This is a genomic window from Methylobacterium sp. 001424705 (genome assembly GCF_059816145.1).
Genome location: NZ_JCBANU010000017.1, coordinates 45,153 through 68,039 on the forward strand (window position 1 = coordinate 45,153; position 22,887 = coordinate 68,039).

Annotated in this window: 22 protein-coding genes; 8 read left to right on the forward strand and 14 right to left on the reverse strand. The window is 69.7% G+C overall.

All coding sequences use genetic code 11. The annotated features are described in order from the left end of the window. Positions 1 to 2 precede the first annotated feature (2 nt). Positions 3 to 797: an enoyl-CoA hydratase/isomerase family protein gene (locus AC6EUL_RS13970; protein WP_056350873.1), complete on the reverse strand. Its 795-nt coding sequence runs from the start codon at positions 795 to 797 to the stop codon at positions 3 to 5. A gap of 90 nt (positions 798 to 887) precedes the next feature. Further along, on the reverse strand, positions 888 to 1,805 hold the full coding sequence (gene ppk2, locus AC6EUL_RS13975) for a polyphosphate kinase 2 (protein ID WP_056212061.1): 918 nt from the start codon (positions 1,803 to 1,805) through the stop codon (positions 888 to 890). A gap of 195 nt (positions 1,806 to 2,000) precedes the next feature. Between ppk2 and AC6EUL_RS13980 the strand changes: the two genes are divergently transcribed. After that, positions 2,001 to 2,129 carry a hypothetical protein gene (locus AC6EUL_RS13980; protein ID WP_055945825.1) on the forward strand — a complete coding sequence of 43 codons (129 nt, stop codon included), beginning with the start codon at positions 2,001 to 2,003 and terminating at the stop codon, positions 2,127 to 2,129. Between the two features lie 84 nt (positions 2,130 to 2,213). Here the strand turns inward: AC6EUL_RS13980 and AC6EUL_RS13985 are convergent, their stop codons facing one another. Then, positions 2,214 to 3,839 carry an ABC-F family ATP-binding cassette domain-containing protein gene (locus tag AC6EUL_RS13985; protein WP_056277513.1) on the reverse strand — a complete coding sequence of 542 codons (1,626 nt, stop codon included), beginning with the start codon at positions 3,837 to 3,839 and terminating at the stop codon, positions 2,214 to 2,216. A gap of 159 nt (positions 3,840 to 3,998) precedes the next feature. Further along, positions 3,999 to 5,192, reverse strand: a complete 1,194-nt coding sequence (locus tag AC6EUL_RS13990; protein WP_056382260.1) for a patatin-like phospholipase family protein — start codon at positions 5,190 to 5,192, stop codon at positions 3,999 to 4,001. A 424-nt stretch (positions 5,193 to 5,616) separates the two neighbouring features. On the opposite strand from AC6EUL_RS13990, the gene AC6EUL_RS13995 reads away from it, so the two are divergent. Together AC6EUL_RS13995 and AC6EUL_RS14000 are read left to right on the forward strand one after the other, a co-directional pair. Further along, positions 5,617 to 6,738 (forward strand): histidine kinase dimerization/phosphoacceptor domain -containing protein, encoded by a 1,122-nt coding sequence (locus AC6EUL_RS13995; RefSeq protein WP_056382263.1) that lies wholly within the window; start codon positions 5,617 to 5,619, stop codon positions 6,736 to 6,738. Beyond that, positions 6,735 to 7,175 carry a response regulator gene (locus AC6EUL_RS14000; RefSeq protein ID WP_056212054.1) on the forward strand — a complete coding sequence of 147 codons (441 nt, stop codon included), beginning with the start codon at positions 6,735 to 6,737 and terminating at the stop codon, positions 7,173 to 7,175. The genes AC6EUL_RS13995 and AC6EUL_RS14000 overlap by 4 nt, the downstream gene beginning before the upstream one ends. Before the next feature lie 6 nt (positions 7,176 to 7,181). On the opposite strand, the gene AC6EUL_RS14005 is transcribed toward AC6EUL_RS14000, so the two are convergent. Continuing rightward, positions 7,182 to 9,038: an ABC transporter ATP-binding protein gene (locus AC6EUL_RS14005; protein ID WP_499870760.1), complete on the reverse strand. Its 1,857-nt coding sequence runs from the start codon at positions 9,036 to 9,038 to the stop codon at positions 7,182 to 7,184. Between the two features lie 189 nt (positions 9,039 to 9,227). Here AC6EUL_RS14005 and AC6EUL_RS14010 point away from each other — a divergent pair, with 189 nt between their 5' ends. Continuing rightward, complete coding sequence (locus AC6EUL_RS14010; protein ID WP_499870762.1) at positions 9,228 to 9,854, forward strand: helix-hairpin-helix domain-containing protein; 627 nt, start codon at positions 9,228 to 9,230, stop codon at positions 9,852 to 9,854. An 89-nt stretch (positions 9,855 to 9,943) separates the two neighbouring features. Next, a complete protein-coding gene (locus AC6EUL_RS14015; RefSeq protein ID WP_056212048.1) occupies positions 9,944 to 10,159 on the forward strand; it encodes a hypothetical protein in 216 nt (71 codons plus the stop codon). 40 nt (positions 10,160 to 10,199) lie between these two features. Here the strand turns inward: AC6EUL_RS14015 and AC6EUL_RS14020 are convergent, their stop codons facing one another. The 3 genes from AC6EUL_RS14020 to AC6EUL_RS14030 form a co-directional block, all read right to left on the reverse strand. Continuing rightward, complete coding sequence (locus AC6EUL_RS14020; protein ID WP_056212046.1) at positions 10,200 to 10,808, reverse strand: GNAT family N-acetyltransferase; 609 nt, start codon at positions 10,806 to 10,808, stop codon at positions 10,200 to 10,202. After that, positions 10,808 to 13,168, reverse strand: coding sequence for an Orn/Lys/Arg family decarboxylase (locus tag AC6EUL_RS14025; RefSeq protein ID WP_499870765.1), 2,361 nt, complete (start codon positions 13,166 to 13,168; stop codon positions 10,808 to 10,810). Before AC6EUL_RS14025 ends, AC6EUL_RS14020 begins: the two co-directional genes overlap by 1 nt. 119 nt (positions 13,169 to 13,287) lie before the next feature. Further along, positions 13,288 to 13,461, reverse strand: a complete 174-nt coding sequence (locus AC6EUL_RS14030; RefSeq protein ID WP_499870767.1) for a hypothetical protein — start codon at positions 13,459 to 13,461, stop codon at positions 13,288 to 13,290. A gap of 260 nt (positions 13,462 to 13,721) precedes the next feature. On the opposite strand from AC6EUL_RS14030, the gene AC6EUL_RS14035 reads away from it, so the two are divergent. After that, positions 13,722 to 14,972 carry a NupC/NupG family nucleoside CNT transporter gene (locus AC6EUL_RS14035; RefSeq protein ID WP_499870769.1) on the forward strand — a complete coding sequence of 417 codons (1,251 nt, stop codon included), beginning with the start codon at positions 13,722 to 13,724 and terminating at the stop codon, positions 14,970 to 14,972. Between the two features lie 33 nt (positions 14,973 to 15,005). Here AC6EUL_RS14035 and minE read toward each other — a convergent pair whose 3' ends face one another. From minE to dctP, 6 genes are all read right to left on the reverse strand, one after another. Beyond that, on the reverse strand, positions 15,006 to 15,305 hold the full coding sequence (minE, locus tag AC6EUL_RS14040; RefSeq protein ID WP_056212040.1) for a cell division topological specificity factor MinE: 300 nt from the start codon (positions 15,303 to 15,305) through the stop codon (positions 15,006 to 15,008). Further along, positions 15,302 to 16,117, reverse strand: a complete 816-nt coding sequence (gene minD / locus AC6EUL_RS14045; protein WP_056212038.1) for a septum site-determining protein MinD — start codon at positions 16,115 to 16,117, stop codon at positions 15,302 to 15,304. The genes minE and minD overlap by 4 nt, the downstream gene beginning before the upstream one ends. 13 nt (positions 16,118 to 16,130) lie before the next feature. After that, the gene (gene minC / locus AC6EUL_RS14050; protein WP_499870772.1) at positions 16,131 to 16,844 is read right to left on the reverse strand and encodes a septum site-determining protein MinC; all 714 of its coding nucleotides are present in this window, start codon (positions 16,842 to 16,844) and stop codon (positions 16,131 to 16,133) included. Positions 16,845 to 17,078: 234 nt separating this feature from the next. Continuing rightward, a complete protein-coding gene (locus AC6EUL_RS14055) occupies positions 17,079 to 18,431 on the reverse strand; it encodes a TRAP transporter large permease (RefSeq protein WP_056212034.1) in 1,353 nt (450 codons plus the stop codon). Continuing rightward, positions 18,428 to 19,144 (reverse strand): TRAP transporter small permease, encoded by a 717-nt coding sequence (locus AC6EUL_RS14060; protein WP_056212032.1) that lies wholly within the window; start codon positions 19,142 to 19,144, stop codon positions 18,428 to 18,430. Before AC6EUL_RS14060 ends, AC6EUL_RS14055 begins: the two co-directional genes overlap by 4 nt. Beyond that, complete coding sequence (dctP, locus tag AC6EUL_RS14065) at positions 19,141 to 20,160, reverse strand: TRAP transporter substrate-binding protein DctP (protein ID WP_056212030.1); 1,020 nt, start codon at positions 20,158 to 20,160, stop codon at positions 19,141 to 19,143. The genes AC6EUL_RS14060 and dctP overlap by 4 nt, the downstream gene beginning before the upstream one ends. A gap of 180 nt (positions 20,161 to 20,340) precedes the next feature. Here dctP and AC6EUL_RS14070 point away from each other — a divergent pair, with 180 nt between their 5' ends. After that, on the forward strand, positions 20,341 to 20,997 hold the full coding sequence (locus AC6EUL_RS14070) for a GntR family transcriptional regulator (RefSeq protein WP_056212028.1): 657 nt from the start codon (positions 20,341 to 20,343) through the stop codon (positions 20,995 to 20,997). 145 nt (positions 20,998 to 21,142) lie between these two features. Next, on the forward strand, positions 21,143 to 22,819 hold the full coding sequence (locus AC6EUL_RS14075; RefSeq protein ID WP_056212025.1) for a methyl-accepting chemotaxis protein: 1,677 nt from the start codon (positions 21,143 to 21,145) through the stop codon (positions 22,817 to 22,819). Positions 22,820 to 22,887: the final 68 nt, after the last annotated feature.

Sequence of the window (22,887 nt, forward strand, 5' to 3'; positions counted from 1 at the left end):
CCCTACCGGCCCGTCCAGGCCGGGGGACGCTTGGCGAGGAACGCCTCCATGCCCTCGCGAAAATCCGCGCTTGTGTAGCAGAGGCGGATCAGGTCGTCGCCGGGACGCTCGTCGCCCGCATCGTCCGCGTCCTGAAGGCGGCGCAGGCCCTCCTTGGTCGCCCGCAGGGTGAGCGGCGCGTGACCGGCCACCAGGGTCGCGAGCTCCGTGGCGCGGGCCGCCAGGGCCTCGGCATCGGCCACGACCTCGCCGACGAGCCCGATGGCCAGGGCCTCCTCGGCCCCGACGAGGCGGGCGGTGAAGATCATGTCCTTGACCCGCGCCGGCCCGATCAGGGCGGAGAGCCGCCGCAGGTTGCCCAGCGAGAGGCAGTTGCCCAGGGTCCGGGCGATGGGAAAGCCCAGGCGGGCGTCGCGGGTGGCCAGCCGCAGGTCGCAGGCCGCCGCGATGGCAGCGCCTCCGCCCGTGCAGGCGCCGGCGATCGCCGCGATGGTGGGCACGGACAGGCGCTCCAGCGCGCCCATCACCCGGTCCATGAAGCGCTCGTAGTCGATCGCGTCCTGCGCGCTCGTGAAGCTCCGGAACTGGGCGATGTCGGTGCCGGCCGCGAAGGCCTTCTCGCCCGCACCCGTGATGACCAGGGCCTTGACGCTCCCGTCCGCCTCGAGGCGCGCACAGGCGTCGATCAGGCCCTGGTACATCCCGAAGGTGAGCGCGTTGCGCGCCTGCGGCCGGTTGAGGGTGAGACGCGCGATGCCGCCCTCGACCGTGAAGAGGAGTTCGTCGATCTGGGTCATGCGGGGTCCCTGGGCGCCGGGCGCGGATGCGTGCCCCTTCCTCTCGCCCATCGGGGCCGGGCGGAGCAAGCGGCCGGCCCCCTTCCCGCCTCAGAACACGGACGGCACGAACATTCCGGGCGGCACCGGGTGGCGGGTGTAGTCGTCGTGGCGCTCGCGGTCCGGCAGGTGCACGGGCGGATGCGCGACGTCGCCGTAGGGGATCTGCGTCAGGAGGTGGCTGATGCAGTTGAGGCGGGCGCGCTTCTTGTCGACCGCCTCGACCACCCACCAGGGCGCCTCGGGGATGTGCGTCCGGGCCAGCATGTCCTCCTTCGCCTTGGTGTAGTCCTCCCAGCGGCGGCGGGACTGCACGTCCATCGGCGAGAGCTTCCACTGCTTCAGCGGATCGTGGATGCGCATCTGGAAGCGGAAGGCCTGCTCCTCGTCGGTGATCGAGAACCAGTACTTGAGCACGATGATCCCGGAGCGGGTCAGCATGCGCTCGAATTCGGGCACGGAGCGGAAGAATTCCTCCACCTCGTCGGGCGAGCAGAACCCCATCACGCGCTCGACGCCGGCGCGGTTGTACCAGGAGCGGTCGAACAGCACGATCTCGCCGCCGGCCGGCAGGTGGGTGACGTAACGCTGAAAGTACCACTGGGTGCGCTCGCGCTCGTTCGGGGCGGGCAGCGCCGTGACGCGGCAGACGCGCGGGTTGAGCCGTTGGGTGATGCGCTTGATCACGCCGCCCTTGCCGGCGGAGTCGCGGCCCTCGAAGATCACCACGACGCGCAGCTTGTGGGCCTGGACCCAGTCCTGCAGGCGCACCAGCTCGTGCTGCAGGCGGAACAGCTCGCGGAAATAGACCTTGCGGTCGAGGCCGGGCGGACGGGCGGGCTGCCCGAGTCCGTCGGCCAGGCGCTCGAGGCGCTCGTCCTCCATCTCGAGCTCGAGTTCCTCATCGAAATCGTCGGCGACCTCCCGGCGGATCGCCTCGATCTGCGCTGCCCGCTGTCCGCCGTCCATGTGGAAGCCCCGTCCCCGCCGAATTGCCGGCCGCGCTTAGACCACGGCATCATGACAGGCTTGATACGACGTGAGGGGCCGGCGACGGTCCGAGGGAACGGGGACCGCACATCGCGGGTTGAACGACAAGCTGCGCCATTTCGCGGGCCGCGAGCCCGGCTCGCCCGGCGCCCCACACATCTAGAGGGTCCACCCATGAGCCTGATCGGACGCATCGTCACCAAGCTTCTCGGCAACGAGGATCGTCCCGTGGTCCGCGACGACCGCAACTACGATTCCGGCACGCCGCTCGGCCGCCTGGTGACCAAGATCCTGCGGAAGTAAGAGCGCTCTCCGGGCGGCCGAGGCCGCCCGGTTTCCAAAGCCCTGGGCGGCTGAGTCCGCCCGGCTCCGGACTGTTCTCGCGGCTCAGGCCGCCCGGCGCTTGGCCTTCTTCTCGCGTCCCTGGCCCGGCGCACGCTGGCCGGCCCGGGTCCGGTCGAGCACGAATTTCGCGTAATCGTCCATGTCGCCCGCAAAGGGCTTGACCGTGTTGTCGGCCGCCAGCCACAGTCGATCCGCCACCAGCTCCATCAGCGAGCGGTCGTGGGTGATGAGGATGACCGCCCCGCCGTAATCGTTCAGCGCGTCGAGGAGCGCCCTCCGGCTGTCGATGTCGAGATGGTTGGTCGGTTCGTCGAGGATGAGCAGGTGCGGCGCCTGCATCGCCACGAGGTTGAGCAGCAGGCGCGCCCGCTCGCCGCCCGAGAGCGCGTCCACCGTCGTCTCCTGCTTGTCGAAGGCAAGGCCGAAGCTTGCGAGCTTGGCGCGCCGGGCCGACTCGCTGTCGTCGGGGCGCTCGCGCCGGATGATCGCGAGCGGCGTGTCCTTCGGGTCGAGGGCCTCGATCTGGTGCTGGTGGAACCAGCCGACCTGCACGCGCCCTTCCCGCACCATGCGCCCGTCCCGCACCGCGAGGGCGCCCGCCGCCATCTTGGCGAAGGTCGACTTGCCCGCGCCGTTGACCCCCAGCAATCCGATGCGGTCGTCGACGTCGAGGGTCAGGTTGAGGTCGCGCAGCACCGGCGCGTCGTCGCCATACGCGATGGTGGCGTCGGTGAGGTGCATCAGGGGCGGAGCCAGCGGCCGCTTCGGCGAGGGCAGGTGGAACGGTGCCACGTGCTCCTCGATGGTGGTGGCGATCGGCTCCAGCTTGGCGAGGCGCTTGACGCGGGACTGCGCCTGGGCGGCCTTCGAGGCCTTCGCCTTGAAACGATCGATGAAGCTCTGCAGGTGCGCGCGCTCCGCCTCCTGCTTCTGCTTGGTCGAGGCCTGGAGACGGGCCTTCTCGGCCCGGCGCTTCTCGAAGTCGTCGTAGCCGCCGGTGTAGAGTTCGAGCTTGCCGCCGGCCACGTGCAGGATCGCGTCCACCGAGTTGTTCAGGAGCTCGCGGTCGTGGCTGATGATCAGGGCCGAGTGCGGGTAGCGCTTCAGGCGCGCCTCCAGCCAGAGGGCGCCCTCGAGATCGAGGTAGTTGGTGGGCTCGTCGAGGAGCAGCATGTCCGGCTCGGCGAAGAGCGCGGCGGCCAGGGCCACGCGCATGCGCCAGCCGCCGGAGAATTCCGCCATCGGCCGGGTGAGGTCCTCCACGGAGAAGCCGAGGCCGGCGAGGATCTCGCCGGCGCGCGCCGGGGCCCGGTCGGCGTCGATCTCGATGAGGCGGGCATAGATCTCGCCCAGGCGCTCGGGCGCGGCGGTCTCGAGCTCGGCGTTCAGGGCCTCGCGCTCCACGTCGGCGGCCAGGATCGTATCGATCAGGCTGACGGGGGTCGCGGGGTGTTCCTGATCGACGGAGGCGACGCGGGCGGTCTTCGGCAGCAGGATGGCGCCCCCGTCCGGCTGCAGTTCACCCAGGATGATCTTGAAGAGCGTCGACTTGCCGACGCCGTTGCGGCCGACGAGCCCGACCTTGGCGCCGGGCGGCACCGCGACGCTGGCGCGATCGAAGAAGCGCCGGCCCCAGGCGCTGAAGGTGAGGTCGTCGATCTGAATCATGCGGGGGGCTCGTCGGGGGCGGGGGCACCGGACGGACCCGGACGCGGGCCGGACCCTATCGCACCGCACCATCCGGCGCGAGGGGTGCGGCACGCAACCAGCCCCCTCGCCCCACGCGCCTCGGGTCGTGCCCGGGCGGGAAACGACCCGGGCGCCGGCCTATTGCGCGGCCACCACCGAGGCCTTCACCAGCGGCGCCACGGGCACGCTCTTGCGCCAGAACGTGCCGGTGCGGCCGGTCTCGTAGCCGGTCTCGTACAGGCTGCGCATGTAGCCGGTGTCGAAGCCGCGGGCCGTGGAGGTGTTGGGCGCGGATTCGTCGATGTAGGCGAGGTTGAAGCCGATGCCGTTGTTGCGGGTGAAGGCATAGGTCGAGGCCAGGGTGGCGCGGCTGCGGGCTCGGCTCGCCGTGGTGAACGCGCGCTCGACGATGGAGAGCGTGTTGTTCTGGGCGAGGTCGAATTCCGGCTCCAGGCGCCCGTTGATGATGACGTAGATGTCCGACTTGGCGCCCGCCTTGAACCGGCCGTCGCGCAGCAGGAACGATTGCGGGAGGGTGAAGACCGGCGTCACCACGGAGCCGTCGACATGCATCTCCTGGAAGGTGCGCTGCGCCGCCTGGACGTCGATGAGCTGCGGCGGGAACACCGCCGGGATGCTGGCCGATGCGGTGAGCACGTCGGTGAAGAGGTCGAGGGCGGCGGGGCCGCCGCTGGTGGCGATGGCACCCATGTTCCAGATCACGGCGCGCTGGGCATCGAGGTTCGTCGTCACCACGAGGAGGCGACGGCCCTTGGCATGCTGGGCGGCGACCGCCGCCAGGAGGTCCGGCGTCACGTAGCGCCGCACGAGGTCCCGCAGGCGCCCGTCCCCGAACAGGCCCGAGCCGAACAGCACGTTGGCAAAGCTCGGCGACTGGACCAGAGTCGAGGCGACGCCACTGGTGTAGATGTCCTTCAGGATGGCGTCGTATTCCGGCCCGACGAAGGCGAAGGGCGCGATCAGGGCACCGGTGGAGACGCCGGAGACCAGGGAGAATTCCGGGCGCTTGCCGGACTCGGTCCAGCCGTTCAGCAGGCCGGCGCCGTAGGCCCCGTCGCCACCACCGCCGGACAGGGCGAGGTAGGCGAACGGAACCCTGCTGTTCTGGGGGCGCGCCGACATCTCGGTGAAGGTCTTCTCCGAGGCATCCGCATAGGCGCGGACGTTCGGATCGAGCCCTGGCAGGACCGCGCCGGCCGCCTCGCTCGCCGTGTAGGGCGTGCGCGGCGTGCTGCCACAGGCCGCGACCTGGCCCGCAACGAGCAGGGCCAGGAACCCCCGGGTCCAACGGCGACGACGCAGGTTCGACATGTCCACAGCCAAGTCCACAGCCTCAATCCCGGAGCCCGACCCCGGCACGACCCTAGCACGGAAAATGAGCTTGGCCGTTGCCGTGTTCCGGCTACGCTTCGCGACGCTGGACCGGTGTGGCATTCGGGCAGCAGCCGCGCGATCCTACGGGATCGTGCGGAAGCACGTCGACGGCCGGAGCCTCCGCGGCCCGGCCCGACATCAAATGAACTTCCTGCGCACACGTCCGTTGGAGCACCATACGGTGACGGTTGACCGTTGCGGTCACGACCCGACGTCCAGTTCCCCTCGCGAAACCTGCTTTCGCCGACCGGTCGCGCTCACGCGGAGCGGCCGTGCCGCCCGCATGTGCCGTCGATGGTCCTGACGATGACGGCGTGAGCAGGACAGCCCCAGGGATCAGTGGCGCGAGGAGGCAGAGGCGATGGAACGAGACGACGCGTGGCACCTGACGGGTGATCTGATGGTCGAGCACGGCAAGGGCGATCCGTTCGCCGCCGCCATCCGGGCCACCCGCATGCCCATGATCGTCACGGACCCGCGCCGCGACGACAATCCGATCGTCTTCGTCAACGATGCCTTCCTGCGCCTCACCGGCTACGAGCGCGGCGAGATCATGGGGCGCAACTGCCGCTTCCTGCAGGGCCCCGACACCGACCCGAACGCGATCCAGCAGCTCCGCGAGGCCGTGGGTGCCCGGCGCGACATTTCCGTCGACATCCTGAACTATCGCAAGGACGGCACCTCGTTCTGGAACGCCCTCTACATGAGTCCGGTCATCACCAAGGGTGGTGACCTGCACTACTTCTTCGCCTCGCAGCTCGACGTCACCGACCGGGTCGACGCGCAGATGCGGACGCAGAACGAGAAGGAGCACTTCGAGCGCGAGGTCGCCAAGCGGACGCGCGAGCTGTCGGACGCCCTGGCGGCCAAGACCATGCTCGTGCACGAGGTCGACCACCGGGTGAAGAACAATCTCCAGATGGTGGCCTCGCTCCTCACGATGCAGACCCGGAGCATCTCGGACCCCACGGCGCGCGAGGCGATGAAGTCGATGCTGACCCGGGTCGAGGCCCTGGGAACGGTGCACAAGCGCCTCTACCAGTCCCACGACGTCGAGCGCTTCGACGTGGCCGAGTTCGCCCGCGAGCTCGCCACGGACCTCGTGCGCGGCTCCGGCCGATCCGAGATCAGCCTGCACCTCGACCTGGAGCCCGTGGAGGTCCCGGTGGAGAAGGCGCCGCCCGTGGCGCTGATGATGAACGAGCTCATCACCAACGCGCTGAAGCACGCCTTCCCCAGCAACCGGCCGGGACGCCTCTCGATCCGGGTCCAGCCCGATGGACGCTACTTCGGCATCCGGATCATCGACGACGGCATCGGCATGCCCCAGGAGGTCGTCGGCACGCGCTCCTTCGGCAAGCGCCTGATCGAGAGCTTGGCGCGCCAGCTGAATGCCAGTATCGCCTGGCAACCGGGCGATCCCGGAACGTCGATCGACATTCGCCTCCCGCGCGAATCCCCGGGCGCCAAGGACAGCACGTGAGCGAACCCCTCCGGGTACTGATCGCGGAAGACGAGGCGCTCATTCTGATGCAGCTGGAATTCCTCGTGGAGGATGCCGGCCACGTCGTCCTCGGCAGCGCGGCGACCGCCGCGGAGGCGATCGGGATCGCCCGCGAGGTGCGGCCGGATCTCGTTTTCGTCGACCTCCAGCTGCGCGGCGGCTCGTCCGGCATCGACATCGTCCGGGCGTTGCGGGACGATGCCGCCATGATCCTGGTCTTCGTCACCGCCAATGCCCAGCACCTGCCCGAGGGATTCGAAGGGGCTGCCGGCGTGATCGCCAAGCCCTTCACTGAGGCGGTTATCTTCGACACCCTGGCGTATTTCAGCGAGTGCGTGCACGCGCCGCCGCCGCGCTCCCCCCTGCCCCTCGGCCTACGCCTCGCGCCCGCCTATCGCGACGCCCTCGGCGTCTAGGCCGGCTCAGCGGTAGCCGGCCGCCTGCAGCTCGAACAGCTCGGCGTAGCGGCCACCCAGCGCCTGCAGCTCCGCATGACTGCCCGATTCGATGACCCGACCACCGGCAAGGACCAGGATGCGGTCCGCCATGCGCACCGTGGAGAAGCGGTGCGAGATCAGCACCGCCGTGCGCCCGTGGCTCAATTCGCGGAAGCGCTGGAAGACCTCGAACTCGGCCCGGGCATCGAGGGCGGCGGTGGGCTCGTCGAGGATCAGGATCTCGGCTTCGCGCATGTAGGCGCGGGCGATGGCGATCTTCTGCCACTCGCCCCCCGACAGGTCGACGCCCTCGGCGAAGCGCTTGCCCAGCGGCTGGTCGTACTGGAGGGGCAGCCGGCCGATGACGCCGTCGGCGAGGCTGCGCCCGGCCGCACGGGCGATCCGGTCGGGGTCGTCGCGCGCCTCAATGCGGCCCACGGCCACGTTCTCGCGGGCGGTGAAGCTGAAGCGCACGAAATCCTGGAAGATCACGCCGATGCGGCCGCGCAGGTCCTCGAGGTCGTAGGCGGAGAGGGGCCGACCGTCGAGGAGCACGCGGCCCTCCGTCGGGTCGTAGAGCCGGGTGAGCAGCTTGACGATGGTGGTCTTACCGGCGCCGTTCTCCCCCACCAGGGCCAGCACCTCTCCGGCCGCGAGGTGGAAGCTGAGGTCGCGCACCGCCCAGGTGTCGGTGCCGGGATAGCGGAATCCCACCGCCTCGAAGACGATTCCGCTCCGGATCGGACGCGGCAGGGGCGCCGGGTTCGCGGGTGAGCGGATCGCCGGCACCACGGCGAAGAACGAGAACAGGTCGTCGAGATACTGTGCCTGGGCGGCGATCTGCGAGAAGCCGAGGAGCAGCCCCTCGATCAGGCCGCGCAGGCGCTGGAAGGAGCCCGCCAGGAAGGCGAGGTCGCCGATGGAGAACTGGCCCGCGGCGGTGCGCCAGACGATGGTGGCGTAGGCGAGATAGTAGGCCAGCGTGCCCAGGGCCGCGAAGGCCCCGCCCCAGCCGGCGCGGCGCAGCGCCAGGGCTCGGTTGTCGGCCACGAGCTTGGACGCCAGCCCCCGGTAGCGCTCGGCGATGTAGCCGTTCAGCCCGAACAGCTTGACCTCCTTGGCGGATTCCACGCTCGCCCCGAGGAAGCGCAGGTAGTCGATCTCGCGCCGCTCGGGCGTCCGGGTCCAGGCCAGCCGATAGCCCTCGCGGTTGAAGTAGGTCTCGTTGAGGAAGGCCGGCACCAGGGCGACCACGAGCAGCAGGATCAGCCCGGGCGCGAAGGCCACGAGGCCCAGCGCGAAGGCCACGAGGGTGATGAGATCCTGCCCTTGACCGAAGAGCTGGAACAGGAGGTTCGAGCGGCCGGTGACCTGACGGCGGGCCCGCTCGAGGCGGTCCTGCTCCGCGCTGTCCTCGAACTGCTCGAGGTCGAGCTCGGCGGCGTGCCGCATCAGCTTCAGGGTGGCGGACGTGCCGTAGAGGTCGGCCACGAGGCCGTCGACCAGGGTGCTGGCCCGCCCGAGGAGGTCGGCGAGGATGGCGAGGCCGAACTCCGCCGCAACCAGCACGGCGAGGTGCCGCAGGGCGGGATCGGACAGCCAGGCCTCGGGCCCGAGGCCGCCCGGATGCGGCCGGCCATGCTCGGCCACGATCGCGTCGAGGATGAGCTTGGCGAGGTAGAGCATCGCCACGGGCAGGCTCGCCCGCGCCAGACGCAGGCCGAGGCTTACCACGAGCAGGCGGGGGCTCGCGGCATAGACGAGGCGCGCCAGGGCCGGGAGGTGGCGCAGGGCGCCGAGGCGCGCGGAGAGGACGGTCAGAGGGGAGAGACGGTCGGGCATCGGCCGGGACCATGACCGGGAGCGGCACCTCCGTCGATGCCGCAGACGCCGCACCCAGTCGCGCAGATGTCAGCGCGGGACCGACCAACGTCTTCAAGCTCTTGAGGACAGGCGATTCGCCGGCGAGACTTCACTTTATCGCCTATGTTAGGCGTTCATCCTCTTCTCAGGCGCGAGGCCGCCCTCACAATGCTCAGCGGTTCAGCGGTCCTGCGGGTCGGCATTCTCATCGTGGTGGCAGCCGTCCTGGCCGGGATCATCCAAATGCTGCGTCCGCAGGACAGCGGAACGCCGGAGACGCCCATCACCCGGACGGCCCCGGAGACCGGGGCCGCCGGAACCCAGGCGGCGGTGCCGCCGGCTGCGACGCGGCCCGTCTCCCCGGTGGCGCCGGCGCCCCTGCCGCAGGCCGTGCCCGCCCCGGCGCCACAAGCCGCCGTGCCGCCGACGCCCGCGCCCGCACCGAATGCGCCCCTGCCGGTGCCCGCGCCGACGGCGCCGTCGCCCCATTCGCCAGCGCCGAGCGACCCGGCGCCGGCCCTCCCGGACATCGGGACCGCCTCCCGCCCGACGCCCCCGTCGGCCGGCGAGGAGGCCATCGACACCGCCGCCGAGACGGCCGGGCCGAGGGGCGTCGCGATCGTCGACCTCAACACTGGAACCGTCGCCGAGCTGAACGGCCTCCGGGGCGGCGGCATGATCGGGCGCGCCATCGTGCAGAAGCGGCCCTACGCCTCCGTCGGCGAGCTTCTGTCGAAGCGCGTCCTCAGCCGGGCGGTCTATGAGCGGATCAAGGATCAGGTCACGGTGCGCTGAGCCCCGTTTCGGGTAGCGCGCCACGCGCCGTCTGCCTAAGATACCCCTCCGGCACGCCGGAAAATCGCTTCGATCACCAGGGACGAGCCATGTTTGCGCAAGCCGGGGGCGTTACCTTTCGCGAGGATCTCGGCGTCGAGGAGACCACCGAGACCGACAACATCGTCCGGTGGGACGGCGAGAAGCTCTACGTGGAGCACGACATCTATCACAACGGCCAGCTGGTCCACCGCAAGTACCGCAAGAACGTCAGCGAGGCGGTGGCCCGGGCGCTGCAGACGCTGATCAACCGCGCGCAGCAATAGGCGGCCGGATCCCTGCGCGGGCGCCTCCGGCGCCGGCGCGCTACTTTCCGATCCAGTCGTGCCCCGCCACCACGGCCTCCACGGTGCGGGTCCAGGTGCCGGGCTGGTCCGTGGACCCGGTTCCGAGCGCGCACTGCACCATGACGCTGTCGCTCCAACGCCCGTACTTGTAGCCCACCGCCGGCAAGAGCCCGACGCGGACGAAGCCGCAGGCTTCGTGGAGGCGCAGGGACGCCTCGTTCTGGGCGTCGATGTAACCGATCATCTGCCGGTAGCCGCCCGCCGCGCAGGCCTCGATCAGCGCCGGCAGCAGGCGCCGGCCGATCCCCGCGTTCAGGTGCGCGTGGTGGACGTAGATCGAGTGCTTGAGGGTGTAGCGATAGGCGGGACGCTTGCGGAACGGCACCGCGTAGGCGTAGCCCGCCACGATCCCGTCGCGGTCGGCCACGAGGTGCGGCAGGCGCTTCTTGCGCATGGCCTTCCGACGCTTCTTCAGGTCGTCGGGATGGAGCGGGTCCTCCTCGAAATCCCCGACATCGCCGACGCCGCGCCGGATGTGGTGGGCGTAGATGTCCACCATGTCCGGCACGTCGGCATCCGACGAGGGCCGGATGACGAGGTCGGGATCGCTCTCGGCCACGCCCGCCATCAGCGCCCCTCGCGCATGACGCGGGGCTCTCGCATGACATACGTGTGGAACCGGATCGTGCCGTCCGGATCGACGTCGCGGAACACGCCCTGGATCTCGGCCTCGAAGCCCGGGAACAGGTTCGCGGAGCGCTCGAACATCTTGAAATAGTCCAGCATGGGTTTGGCCCGCTCGTCCAATCGCTCGCCCGGCAGCACCGTGCCGATGCCCGGCGGGTAGACCAGAAGCAAGGTCGTCGCCACGCGGCCCTCGGCTTCGGCGATCGGCACGTAATCGACGTTGTTGCGGGTGAGCTGCTGGACCGCCTCCTTCGGCGTCATCACCATCTCGGGCAGGTGCCCCGGCTCGAACTGCTTGCGCTGGAGCGTGCTGGTGCCGTGCTCGCGATGGAAGGCGTGGAAGTCGGCGCACAGGTCGCGCAGGCGCACGCCCTTGTAGCGGTTGGGCCGGCGCCGGACGAATTCGGGCATCGCCTCCTCCAACGGCACGTTGTCGTCGTGCAGGCGCTTGAAGGCGACCAGCCCCGAGATCAGCGTGCCGGCCTTCGAGGATTCGACGCCCGGCGTCAGTAGGAAGAGCAGCGAGTTGAGGTCGTTCTTCTCCGGCACGATGCGGTTTTCCCGCAGGTACTGCGCCACGATCGGCGCCGGCACCCCGTGCGCGGCATATTCCCCGGTGTGCCGGTTGAAACCCGGGGTCAGCACGGTGAGCTTGTTGGGGTCGGTCATGGCGTAGTCGGGCGCCACATGGGTGAAGCCGTGCCAGTCGGCGCCGGGTGTCAGTTCCCAGTACTTCACGTTGCCGGCGAGTTCGTCCGTCGACAGGCTTTCCCACGGCACCTTGCCGTCCGGTGCCTCGACCGTGTCCGGCACGAAGGGATCGAAGAACCAGCGCTTGAGCGGATCGCCCTCCTTCTCCTCGAACTCGCGGCGGATGGCGCGGACCTTCTTGCGCCACTCGATGCCGAGGCGGATCGTGTCGTCCCACAGGACGACGCCGGAGCGCCCCTTCATCATCTGCGCGCCGACGTCGAGGGAGGCGAACAGGGGGTAGAACGGCGAGGTCGAGGCGTGGACCAGGAAGGTCTCGTTGAAGCGCCGGTGCTCGATGCGCCGGGTCTGGCCGCGGATATGGCTGTCCTTGGTGTGGATCTGCGAGGCCTGCGAGAAGCTCGCCAATTGCTTGTGGGTCGATTGCGTGGCGATGATGCCCGGCGAGGTCTCGTCGAGGCCCTTCAAGCCCATCGCGAAGCGGCCGGCGAAGAGCGGGTGGAACTTCATGAAGCCCGCCCAGGCCTCGTCGAAGAGGATGTAGTCGCAGAGATGCCCGATCTTATCGAGGATCATCTGTGCGTTGTAGATCGTGCCGTCATAGGTGCACTGCTCGACCACCGCGACGCGGAACGGCCGCTCGCGCCGCCAGGCCTCCGTGTCGGTGATCAGCGGGTTGGTGCGGATCTTCTCGCGGATGCGCGTCTCGTCCAGGGCCTCGTGGTACATCGGGCCGATCAGGCCGTAGGCGTTGCGGTCGGTCTCCAGGAAGACCGGGATCGCACCGCCGAGGAACAGCGCGCCGTGATGCGCGGCCTTGTGGTTGTTGCGGTCGAACAGCACGAGGTCGCCCTCGGCGACCAGGGCCGAGAGCACGATCTTGTTGGAGGCCGAGGTGCCATTGAGGACGAAGTAGGTCTTCTCCGCCCCGAAGATGACGGCCGCCTCCTTCTGCGCCTTCAGGGCCGGGCCCTCGTGGACGAGGAGATCGCCGAGATCGAGCACCGAGTTGTCGAGGTCGTCGCGGAACACCGCCTCGCCGAGATGCTCGACGAAGATGCGTCCGATCGGGGAGCGGTTGTAGAAGATGCCGCCGTTGTGGCCCGGGCAGGTCCAGAGCTGGTTGCCCTGCTCGGCGTAATCCACCAGCGCGCCGAAGAACGGCGTCTTCAGGGTCTCGGCATACTGCTTCACGCGGCTCACCAGGCCGCGGGCGATGTAGTCCGGGGTTTCTTCCGCCAGGAAGATATAGCCGTCGATGAAGTCCAGCACCTCGACGGGGATGTCCTCCAGGCGCTTGCGGCGGACCATGATGACGATGGGCATCTCCAGCCCGCGCTTGCGCATCAGGTTGATGAGGGCCGCCGCCTTGCCGTCGAGGCCGCGCTTGCCCCAGTCCACCACCATGCAGCCGATGGCCGAATCGGTCTGGACCGCGATGGCCGCATCCTCGACGCGGCGGGCCCGCACCACCTCGAAGCCGAGCTTCTCCACGGAGCCGATGATCTGCTGGACGCGCACGCCCTCGAGATCGTCCGGGTCGAAGTTCGGCGCACACATCAGGACGGTGAAGCGGCGAAAGAAGTCCATGCGGAAAAGGCTCCCAGGGGCGTTTGGCGCACCGTTCGCGACGGGACGTGACGCTTCGATGACGATCTTGCGGCGGTCGCGGTGTTTTCAGGCGCCGCGCGGCGCGACAGGGAGCCGGCTTACGATCCGCCGCGCCGTTTGACGAGCCCGAGCCGGTGGATCACGCCGTGGATCGCCGGCGCCGCGAGGCCGCAGATCGCGAGGGCGCGGAGCAAGCCGTTCTCGATTTCGCCGATGAACAGCCCCTCGATGGTCAGGCCGAACTTGCCGGTGCCCCGGGTCGGCGGCAGCACCCGCGCGGTGCGGATCGACAGGGTGACGAGCGGGCGCTTGGTCTCGGCGGCGTTTCACCCGGCGATCTCGTCCCGCGGCAGGCGCGAGCGCCCGGAGAGGACCGGCCGGGCGCGGCGGAGGGAGTGGAGGCGCGGAACCACGCGGGCGGCCCTGTCTCCGGCAATCCTTCCCCGCCGGCGCCGGGAGACAGCGCCATTTCACCCGCGACAAACGCCCCGGCATCGGGCTTGCTCCGCGCAAGGCAGAACAGCGGGGCGGCATGGTCGAGAAGCTTTTTCACGCAGGGATGAGCCTCGCCCTGCTGCTGGCCGTGGCCGTGCTGTTCTCCACCAACCGGCGGGCGATCTCGCCCCGCGTGGTCCTCTCGGCCCTGGCGCTGCAGGTGGCGGTGGGGGCCCTGGTGCTGTTCATCCCGGCGGGCCGGACGGGCCTCGCGGCGGCGGCGGGCTTCGTCCAGACCGTGCTGAACTACGGCGACCGGGGCACCGCGTTCCTGTTCGGCGGCCTCGTCGAGCCGCGGATGGTCGAGCTGTTCGGCGGCAGCGGCTTCATCCTGGCCCTGCGCATCCTGCCGCAGATCCTCTACGTCTCGGCGCTGATCGCGGTGCTCTACCATTTCGGGGTGATGCAGGCGGCCGCGCGCGGCATCGGCGCGGCGCTGCAGCGGGTGATCGGCACCTCGCGGATCGAGACCTTCTCGGCGGTGATCACCATCGCCATCGGCCAGAGCGAGATCGCCATCGCGCTGCGGCCATTCCTGCTGGCGCTGACCTCGGCCGAACTGTTCGCCGTGATGTCGAGCGGGGCCGCCTCCACAGCGGGCACGATTCTGGCCGGCTACGCGGCTTTGGGCGTTCCGATGGAGTATCTGCTCGCGGCGAGCGTCATGGCGGTGCCGGGCGGGCTGCTCTACGCCAAGATCCTGGTGCCGACGACGGAGCCGAGCCGGGTCACCTCCACGCGGGTCACCTTCGCGGAGACGCGGGCGGTCAACGTGATCGAGGCGGCGGCCGACGGCACCCAGAAGGGGCTCGCCGTGGCGGTCTCGGTGGGGGCGATGCTGATCGCGTTCACGGGGCTGATCGCCCTGCTGAACGGGTTCATGGGCTGGGCCGGTGGCCTCGCGGGCTATCCCGCCCTGAGCCTGGAGGGCCTCCTCGGCGCGGTGTTCGCGCCGCTGGCCTGGCTGATGGGCGTGCCCTGGGACCAGGCCGGCCTCGTCGGCGGGGCGCTCGGTCAGAAGATCGCCTTCAACGAGTTCCTGGCCTACGCGCAGCTCTCGCCGGTCCTGAAGGCGGGCAGCCTCGATCCGCGCACGGCCGCGATCCTGTGCTTCGCGCTCTGCGGCTTCGCCAACCTGACCTCGGTGGCGATCCAGCTCGCGAGCCTCGCCAGCCTCGCGCCCGAGCGCAGGGCGGAGATCGCCCGCTTCGGCCTGCGCGCGATCCTGGCCGGCACCCTGTCCAACCTGACGAGCGCGACGCTCGCCGGGTTGTTCATCGGGGCCTGACGGCTGTGCCGGCCGGGATGCTTGCGCGGAGGGTCATGCGGCGGCGAGTTTCGCCGCCTTGACCTTTGCGGGGCCGGCCTTGGCGACGGCCGTGAGCGGCAGCTCGATATCGATGTCGAGGGTCGACATGTCCTGGCCGCGGTCGAGGCGGATCTGGACCTTGTCGCTGTTGACCTCGACGTGCTTGGCGATGACCGCGAGGATCTCCTCACGCAGCACCATCACGAGATCGGAGCCGCCGACCCCCGCCCGTTCATGGGCGAGGATGAGTTGCAGGCGGTCGCGGGCGACCGGCGCCGAACCGCGCCGGTTGAACATGTTGAGGAGGCTCATGCTGCCCTCCGGGTGAAGAGTTTGTCGAGGAAGGACTTCTTGTCGGTGGGGACCGACATCGGGACCGCATCGCCGTTGAGGCGGCGTACGGCGTCGGTGTAGGCGCGGGCCGGGGCGCAGAGCGGGTTGTTCAGGGTCACCGGGCAACCGACGTTGGAGGCGCGCAGGACTTCCATGCTCTCCGGAATGATGGCGAGCAGCGGGATCGAGAGGATCTCGAGCACGTCCTCGATCTTGAGCATGTCGCCGCGATCGGCCCGGGCAGGGTCGTAGCGGGTGAGGATCAGGTGCTTCTCCATGGTCTCGCCGCGCTCGGCCTTGAGGGTCTTGGAGTCGAGCAGGCCGATGATCCGGTCGGAGTCGCGCACCGAGGAGACCTCGGGGTTGGTGACCACCACCGCCACATCCGCGTGGCGCATGGCCAGCGTGGCGCCGCGCTCGATGCCGGCCGGGGAGTCGCAGATCACCCAGTCGAACTTCTCGCGCAGCTCGTCCATGACGCGGGCGACGCCCTCGTCGGTGAGCGCATCCTTGTCGCGGGTCTGCGAGGCGGGCAGCAGGTGGAGCTTGTCCAGGCGCTTGTCGCGGATGAGGGCCTGGTTGAGCTTGGCGTCGCCGTTGACCACGTTGATGAGGTCGTAGACGACGCGCCGCTCGGCGCCCATCACGAGGTCGAGGTTGCGCAGGCCGACATCGAAGTCGACCACCGCCACGCTCTTGCCGGCCTGCGCGAGCGCCGCGCCGAGGGCCGCCGTCGTCGTCGTCTTGCCGACGCCGCCCTTGCCTGATGTCACGACCAGAATTTTGGCCATATGAGCTGTCTCCTCAATCCAAGGATGCGAATTTGATGGCGCCGCCATCGAGCCAGATTTGCACGGCCTTGCCGCGCAAGTGGTTGCCCATCTCCTCGGCCGTACGGACGAGGCGGTCGATGCCGAGAAGCTCGGGCTCGAACTTGCGGCAGCAGATGCGGGCGCGGGGGTTGCGGGCGGCGCCGGCGATGGCCCGGCCGCGCAGCGCGCCGTAGACGTGGATGGAGCCGCCGGCGAGGATCTCCGCGCCGGAGGAGACCGACCCCATGACGGTGACGTCGCCGGTGGGGTGGACGATGGATTGCCCGGACCGGACCGAGCCCTCGATGGTGAGGGACGTCGTGGCCGGCTCGGGCGGTGCCGGCGGCATCGCGGGCTCCGGCTCCGGCTGGGCCGGAATCTCGATCGTGTTCGAGGGCCGTCCCTGGACGAGGAGCGGCGGGCGCCCCGGTCCGAGGAGAGACACGTCCGTACCCTCGATGCCGAGGATGCGGATCTGCCGGCTGCCGAGTTCGGCGAGCAGGCTGTCGAGGTCCGGCGCGGCGGGCGCCAGCGCCGCCACGTCGAGGATCAGGGCGCGCCCGTCGAACAGGGTCGGCGAGCGCTGGAGCGCCTCGTCCAGATCGGCGAACCAATCGGGAAGCGGTGTCTCCGGGGCCAGCACCAAGGACTTGAAGGCGCGGCCACGAAGCTGAACGGGTCTGCGGGGAGGGCTTGTGTCAGTCACGGGCTCTCGCGATTCCTTACCAGACCATTGATGCCCGGTATGGTTACCGCTTCGTTAACAACCCGTGTTCAAAGGATTAAGGGCGCGCATTTTCCTCTGATCCGATGATCCAGGGATGGGGCACGCGAACAAGCATCGGCCCCGGACGGCGCGCGCGACGGCCTGGGGCCTGTCGCACGCCCCCTCCGGGGCCGGGTCCGTATGTGAGGGTCATCGCCCGAGCGACGCCCGCCGTCACCGCGTGGTGGGCAGCAGCCAGTTCGGCAGCCACATGGCGATGCCGGGGACGAGGCAGAGGATCAGGATCGCCACCGCCATCAGGATGACGAAGGGCAGCGTGCCCCAGATGATGTCCTTCAGCGGGATGTCGGGGGCGATGTTCTTGATGACGAAGATGTTCAGGCCCACGGGCGGGTGGATCAGGCCCATCTCCATGGTGATGGTCATCACGACGCCGAACCAGACGAGGTCGAACCCGGCCGCCTTCAGGGGCGGCAGGATGATCGGCGCCGTCATCAGGATGATCGAGACCGGGGGCAGGAAGAAGCCGAGCAGGATCACGAGGCCGAGGATCGTCACCAGCAGCACCCAGGGGGAGAGCTGCATCGCCACGATCGCGGCCGCAGCCGACTGCGAGATGTGCAGGTAGCTCATCACGTAGGCGTAGAGGAGCGACATGCCGATGATCAGCATGAGCATGGTCGATTCCCGCAGGGTCGCGGTGAGGATCGGGCTGACGTCGCGCGGGCGCCAGACGCCGTAGATGACGGCGATCAGGCCCAGCGCCAGGAGGCCGCCGAGGCCCGCCGTCTCGGACGGGGTGGCGTAGCCGCCGTAGAGCGCCACCATCACGCCCGTGAGCAGGATCACGAAGGGCAGCACCCGCGGCAGCGTCGAGAAGCGCTGACGCATGCTGTAGGTGTCCTCCGCGAGGATCGCCGAAGCGGTGCCGTTCCGTTCGTAGGCGACCTTCGCGGCGGCGTATTCCGCGCGGAACCGGTAGACCGACCAGGCCGCGAACAGGCCGACCAGGAGCAGGCCCGGTCCGATGCCGGCGAGGAACAGGCGTCCCAGCGACTGCTCGGCCGCCACCGCGTAGAGGATCATGGTGATCGAGGGCGGCAGCAGGATGCCGAGGGTACCGCCCGCCGCGATGATGCCGGCAGCGAAGCCCGGCGAGTAGCCGCGCTTGCGCATCTCCGGGATGCCGGCCGAGCCGATGGCCGAGCAGGTGGCCGGGCTCGACCCCGCCATGGCGGCGAAGAGCGCACAGGCGAACACATTGGCGATGCCGAGGCCGCCGGGGATGCGGTGCATCCAGGCGTGCATGGCCGAATAGAGGTCCTGGCCGGCCTTGGACCGCCCGATCGCCGCGCCCTTCAGAATAAAGAGCGGGATCGACAGCAGGGTGATCGAGGCCATCTCCTCGTAGACGTTCTGCGCCACCGTATCGAGGGAGGCGCCCGGCATGAAGACATACATGAAGGCCAGGGCGACGAAGCCCAGGGCGAAGGCGATGGGGATGCCGGCGAGCATCGCGCTCAGGGTGGCCCCCGCATAGAGGAAGCCGATGGCCGCGACGCTCATGGATGCCTCCCGGTGACCTTCGTGTCCGGCACGGTGTTGGCGAGGGGATCGCCGAGGGGCCGCGTGCCCGTCGGTGTGGCGCCGGACTGCCCCGCTGCATCGCGGTTGAGATCGGCCCCAAGGCCGATCTTGGGGTTCGCCCAGCCCGCCTTCTCGGCGCCGTAGAGGATCTCCTCGGCGATCTGCAGGGCGAACTGGAGGCCCAGCAGGGTCATGCCGATCGCCATCAGGATGTAGGGGATCCAGAGCGGCGGCCCCCAGCTCGACTGCGACACCTGCCCGTCGACCCAGGCCTCATGAAGCAGGGTCCAGCTTTTCCAGGCGAAGAACGTCACGAAGACGAAGCTGATCACGTCCGCCACCAGGAGGCGGGCGCGGTTGACCCGCGGCGAGAGCAGGCCGGTCAGCGCCTCGATGGCCACGTGGCCGCGCTTGGCCTGCACGGCGGCGGCCGAGAAGAAGGTGGCGCCAACGATGAGGAACACCGCCATCTCGTCCTGCCAGTCGGTGGGCTCATGCAGGACGTAGCGGATGACGACGCTGTAGCTGAGGACCAGGCAGGCGCAGACGAGCGCGATGCCGCCCAGCAGCATGATGACGTGATTGACGCCCTTCAGGGCCCGGTCGATGGTGCCGAGGAGCCCCGGAACCCGGGGCTCTGCCGTCGTGTGCGTCGCGGCGGCGGCCGAGGCCGCGTCGAAGGCGTGGCTCACGACACCTGCTCCGCCAGCTTGAGGAGCTCGGCGCAGCCGGCCGACTTACCGGCGAAGTCCTTCCAGGCGGTATCCCGGGCGATGTCACGCCACTGGCCCAGGGTCTTCTCGTCGAGGTTCTGGACCTTCGCGCCGGCCTTGGCGAAGATCTCCTCGACCTTGGTGTCGTCCGCCTTGGCCCCGGCCTGCCCGAACGGCTCGAGCTCGGCGCCGATGGTCATGATCAGGTCTTGCTGGTCCTTGGGCAGGCGCTCGAAGGCGAGCTTCGACATCATCAGCGGCTCCAGCATGAACCAGTAGGAGCGCTCGCGGCCCGAGGTCAGGGCCTTGCCCAACTCTTCCAGGCGGAACGAGATCAGGCTGGTGGACGAGGTGATGACCGCGTCGCAGGCGCCCGTCTGCATGGCGGCGTAGGACTCGCTCGAAGGAATGGAGAGCGTGGCGGCGCCGGCCTGCTTCATCATCAGGTCCATCTCGCGCGACCCGCCCCGGACCTTGAGGCCCTTGGCGTCGGCCGGCGCGTAGAGGGGACGCTCCCGGCTGGCGACGCCGCCCGCCTGCCAGACCCAGGAAACGAGGATAATGCCCTTCGCGTCGAGGATCTCGGTGAGCTTGCGGCCCACCGGCGCCTTCTTCCAGGCGATGGCCTGCTCGTAGGAGCTCACCAGCGCCGGCATCAGCCCGATGTTCAGCTCCGGCACCTCGCCGCCCGCGTAGGGCGAGGGGTAGAGCGAGAGGTCGAGGGCGCCCTTCCGCATGGCCGCGAACTGGGCGTTCGTCTTCATCAGCGACGAACCCGGATAGACCTGCACCTCAAGGGCGCCCTTCGAGCGCTCGGCCAGGGCCATCGCGAACTTGCGGCACATGCGATCGCGGAAGTCGCCCTCGTCGATGGTGCCGCCGGGGAACTGGTGGGAGAGCTTCAGGGTGGTGGCAGCCTGGGCCCGCGAGCCCAGGGACAGGATGGCTGGGGCGGCGAGGCCGCCGGCAACGAGGGCACGGCGTGTCAGCATCATGGCGTGTCTCTCCCTAGGCCGGACCCCGGCCGCTCGTTTTTGCAGCGCAGCATTTATACTGCACCGCGTCTTCGTTATACATGAAACGACGCCTTGTATATTTTGTCAACGCGATTGAATAATAGTGGACGCCTGATTTTTGCGAGTCGGCGGGATTAGGACGGGCCGGGATCTCAGCGCATGAACCAATCGCGCCGCCTCAGGCAGACCATCGAGACCGAGATCGTGGACGGTCGCCTCGCCATCGGCGCGCGCCTGGACGAGACGGAACTCGCGGAGCGATTCGGGGTCTCGCGCACGCCGATCCGCGAGGCGCTGCTGCAACTGGCGATGACGGGCCTCGTGGAGATCAAGCCCCGGCGCGGGGCCATCGTCAGCGCCCCCGACCCGCAGCTCCTGATCGCGATGTTCGAGACCATGGCGGAGATCGAGGCCTCCTGCGGGCGGCTGGCGGCGCGCCGGCTCATCCCCGACGACGAGGCCGCCCTCAAGGCGGCCCTGGCGGCCTGCGCCGCCTCGGCCGCGGCCGGCGACCCCGAGACCTATTACGCGGAGAACTACATCTTCCACACGGTGGTGTACCGGGCCTGCCGGAACGGGTTCCTGGAGGAGCAGGCGCGCCAGCTGCACCGGCGTCTGGCGCCGTTCCGACGACTCCAGCTTCGCGCCCGCAACCGCCTCGGCCAGTCCCTGGCCGAGCACGACGCCATCGTGGCCGCCATCGTGTCGGGCGACGAGACCGCGGCTTCCGACCGGCTGCGGGCGCACGTCATCGTCCAGGGCGACCGCTTCTCGGATCTCGTGGCGGGTCTGCGCTCGATCAACGCCGCGGCCTGACCCTTCGCGGAGGGCCTCGCGCGGATCGCCGCCCGGGGCGACGACACAACCGATGGATGTCGTCGGGCGAAGGGCAAGTCAATCTTAAGGGAGGCCCGCTAATCGAGGAACGCTCTTTCTCGCCAAGCGGTCACCGGCTTTCCCCATGCGCCTCTCTCTCAAGTCGACGCTGATCGGCCTTTTCGGTCTACTGGCGCTCATCACCACCGGGCAGGGCCTCGTCTCGTTGGCGAAGATGGATGCCATCGGCGACCGCATCACGGTCCTGTCCGACAACGCCCTCCCCTCCGTCGATGCCGCCCATGCCATGAACGCCCTGGTGATGCGGATCCGGCTCTGGCAGTTCCGCTACGTCATCGCCGACACCGCCGAGGAGCGCACCAACAGCGTCGCGCAGGCCGCGACCCTGGCCACGGACCTGGAGACCCGGCGCGCGGCCTACGGGACCCTGGTGAGTTCCCGCGCCGAGGGCGCCCTCTACGACGAGGTCAGCGCCAAGCTCGCCCAGATGGGCCAGGACTGGACCCAGCTCCGGGCCATCGACCCCGCCCGGCGCGACGAGGTCCTGACCCTGTTCCGGGGGCCGATGAACGCCAACTACCTCGCCACCAGCGCCAGCATGCGCAAGCTCGTGACGCTCAACGGCGAGGCCGGCGAGGCCGCCAAGGCGGCGGCGCGGGCGGAACAGGCGAGCGCCGTGCGAACCACTCAGGTCACGCTCGGGCTCTCCGTCCTCATGGCACTGGCCGCCATGGCCCACACGATCCGCGGTATCACACGGCCGCTGGGCGCGATGACGGCGGCCATGCGGCGCGTGGCGGACGGCGAGGCCGAGACCGAGATCCCGAGCGTCGGCCGCCAGGACGAGATCGGCGCCATGGCCGACACCCTCGAGACCTTCCGGGCCAACCTCCTGCGCAGCCGCGTCCTCGAGGAGGAGACCCGCCTCGCCCGCGCCGGCGCCGAGGCGCAGCGCAAGGCCGCGATGCGCGAGATGGCCGACGGGTTCGAAGGCGCCGTCGGCGGGATCCTCGACCGGGTGACCGCGGCGGCGGGCCAGTTGCGCGGCACGGCCCAGAGCATGGCGACCACCGCCTCCGAGACCGCCCAGCAATCCGGCACGGTCGCGGCGGCGGCGGATCAGGCGGCCTCCAATGTCGGCATGGTGGCGGCCGCCGCCGAGGAACTCGGGGCCTCGGTCCAGGAAATCGGGCGCCAGGTCGACGGCTCCACGGAACTCGCCCAGCGGGCGGTGGACGAGGCCGCCCGGACCGCGTCGCAGGTCCAGGAACTCAGCGCCGCCGCCGCGCGGATCGGCGACGTCGTCGCCATGATCTCGACCATCGCGGGCCAGACCAACCTGCTGGCCCTCAACGCCACCATCGAGGCGGCGCGGGCCGGCGAGGCCGGTCGCGGCTTCGCCGTGGTGGCGGCCGAGGTGAAGGAACTCGCCAACCAGACGGCGCGGGCCACCGAGGAGATCAGCGGCCAGATCGGCCGCATCCAGGGGTCCACCGGCCAGGCCGTGACCGCGATCGAGGGCATCAGCGGGCGGATCCGCGAGATCAGCCACGTGGCGACCTCGATCGCGGCGGCGGTGGAGGAGCAGGGCGCGGCCACCCAGGAGATCGTGCGCAACGTCGGCGAGGCCGCCACCGGCACCGGCGAGGTCACGACCAACATCGCCGGGGTCGCCGGAGCGGCCGAGGCGACCGGCGCCGCCGCGTCCCAGGTCCTGGCCTCGGCCTCCGAGCTCTCGCACGAAGCGGAGCACCTCGCCCAGGAACTGGCACGCTTCCTCGGCACGGTTCGCGCGGCTTAATCAAATAGAATGTCCCCGCGGGCAATCACTCCAGATCCTCGCGCGGACTCTTTACTTTCCTCGGTTTC

What these genes read in the sequence shown, in the direction of transcription:
- AC6EUL_RS13970 (WP_056350873.1), bottom strand. Translation starts at nt 797, where the DNA reads ATGACCCAGATCGACGAACTCCTCTTCACGGTCGAGGGCGGCATCGCG.
- ppk2 (WP_056212061.1), bottom strand. Translation starts at nt 1,805, where the DNA reads ATGGACGGCGGACAGCGGGCAGCGCAGATCGAGGCGATCCGCCGGGAG.
- AC6EUL_RS13980 (WP_055945825.1), top strand. Translation starts at nt 2,001, where the DNA reads ATGAGCCTGATCGGACGCATCGTCACCAAGCTTCTCGGCAACGAGGAT.
- AC6EUL_RS13985 (WP_056277513.1), bottom strand. Translation starts at nt 3,839, where the DNA reads ATGATTCAGATCGACGACCTCACCTTCAGCGCCTGGGGCCGGCGCTTC.
- AC6EUL_RS13990 (WP_056382260.1), bottom strand. Translation starts at nt 5,192, where the DNA reads ATGTCGAACCTGCGTCGTCGCCGTTGGACCCGGGGGTTCCTGGCCCTG.
- AC6EUL_RS13995 (WP_056382263.1), top strand. Translation starts at nt 5,617, where the DNA reads ATGGAACGAGACGACGCGTGGCACCTGACGGGTGATCTGATGGTCGAG.
- AC6EUL_RS14005 (WP_499870760.1), bottom strand. Translation starts at nt 9,038, where the DNA reads ATGCCCGACCGTCTCTCCCCTCTGACCGTCCTCTCCGCGCGCCTCGGC.
- AC6EUL_RS14010 (WP_499870762.1), top strand. Translation starts at nt 9,228, where the DNA reads ATGCTCAGCGGTTCAGCGGTCCTGCGGGTCGGCATTCTCATCGTGGTG.
- AC6EUL_RS14015 (WP_056212048.1), top strand. Translation starts at nt 9,944, where the DNA reads ATGTTTGCGCAAGCCGGGGGCGTTACCTTTCGCGAGGATCTCGGCGTC.
- AC6EUL_RS14020 (WP_056212046.1), bottom strand. Translation starts at nt 10,808, where the DNA reads ATGGCGGGCGTGGCCGAGAGCGATCCCGACCTCGTCATCCGGCCCTCG.
- AC6EUL_RS14025 (WP_499870765.1), bottom strand. Translation starts at nt 13,168, where the DNA reads ATGGACTTCTTTCGCCGCTTCACCGTCCTGATGTGTGCGCCGAACTTC.
- AC6EUL_RS14035 (WP_499870769.1), top strand. Translation starts at nt 13,722, where the DNA reads ATGGTCGAGAAGCTTTTTCACGCAGGGATGAGCCTCGCCCTGCTGCTG.
- minE (WP_056212040.1), bottom strand. Translation starts at nt 15,305, where the DNA reads ATGAGCCTCCTCAACATGTTCAACCGGCGCGGTTCGGCGCCGGTCGCC.
- minD (WP_056212038.1), bottom strand. Translation starts at nt 16,117, where the DNA reads ATGGCCAAAATTCTGGTCGTGACATCAGGCAAGGGCGGCGTCGGCAAG.
- AC6EUL_RS14055 (WP_056212034.1), bottom strand. Translation starts at nt 18,431, where the DNA reads ATGAGCGTCGCGGCCATCGGCTTCCTCTATGCGGGGGCCACCCTGAGC.
- dctP (WP_056212030.1), bottom strand. Translation starts at nt 20,160, where the DNA reads ATGATGCTGACACGCCGTGCCCTCGTTGCCGGCGGCCTCGCCGCCCCA.
- AC6EUL_RS14070 (WP_056212028.1), top strand. Translation starts at nt 20,341, where the DNA reads ATGAACCAATCGCGCCGCCTCAGGCAGACCATCGAGACCGAGATCGTG.
- AC6EUL_RS14075 (WP_056212025.1), top strand. Translation starts at nt 21,143, where the DNA reads ATGCGCCTCTCTCTCAAGTCGACGCTGATCGGCCTTTTCGGTCTACTG.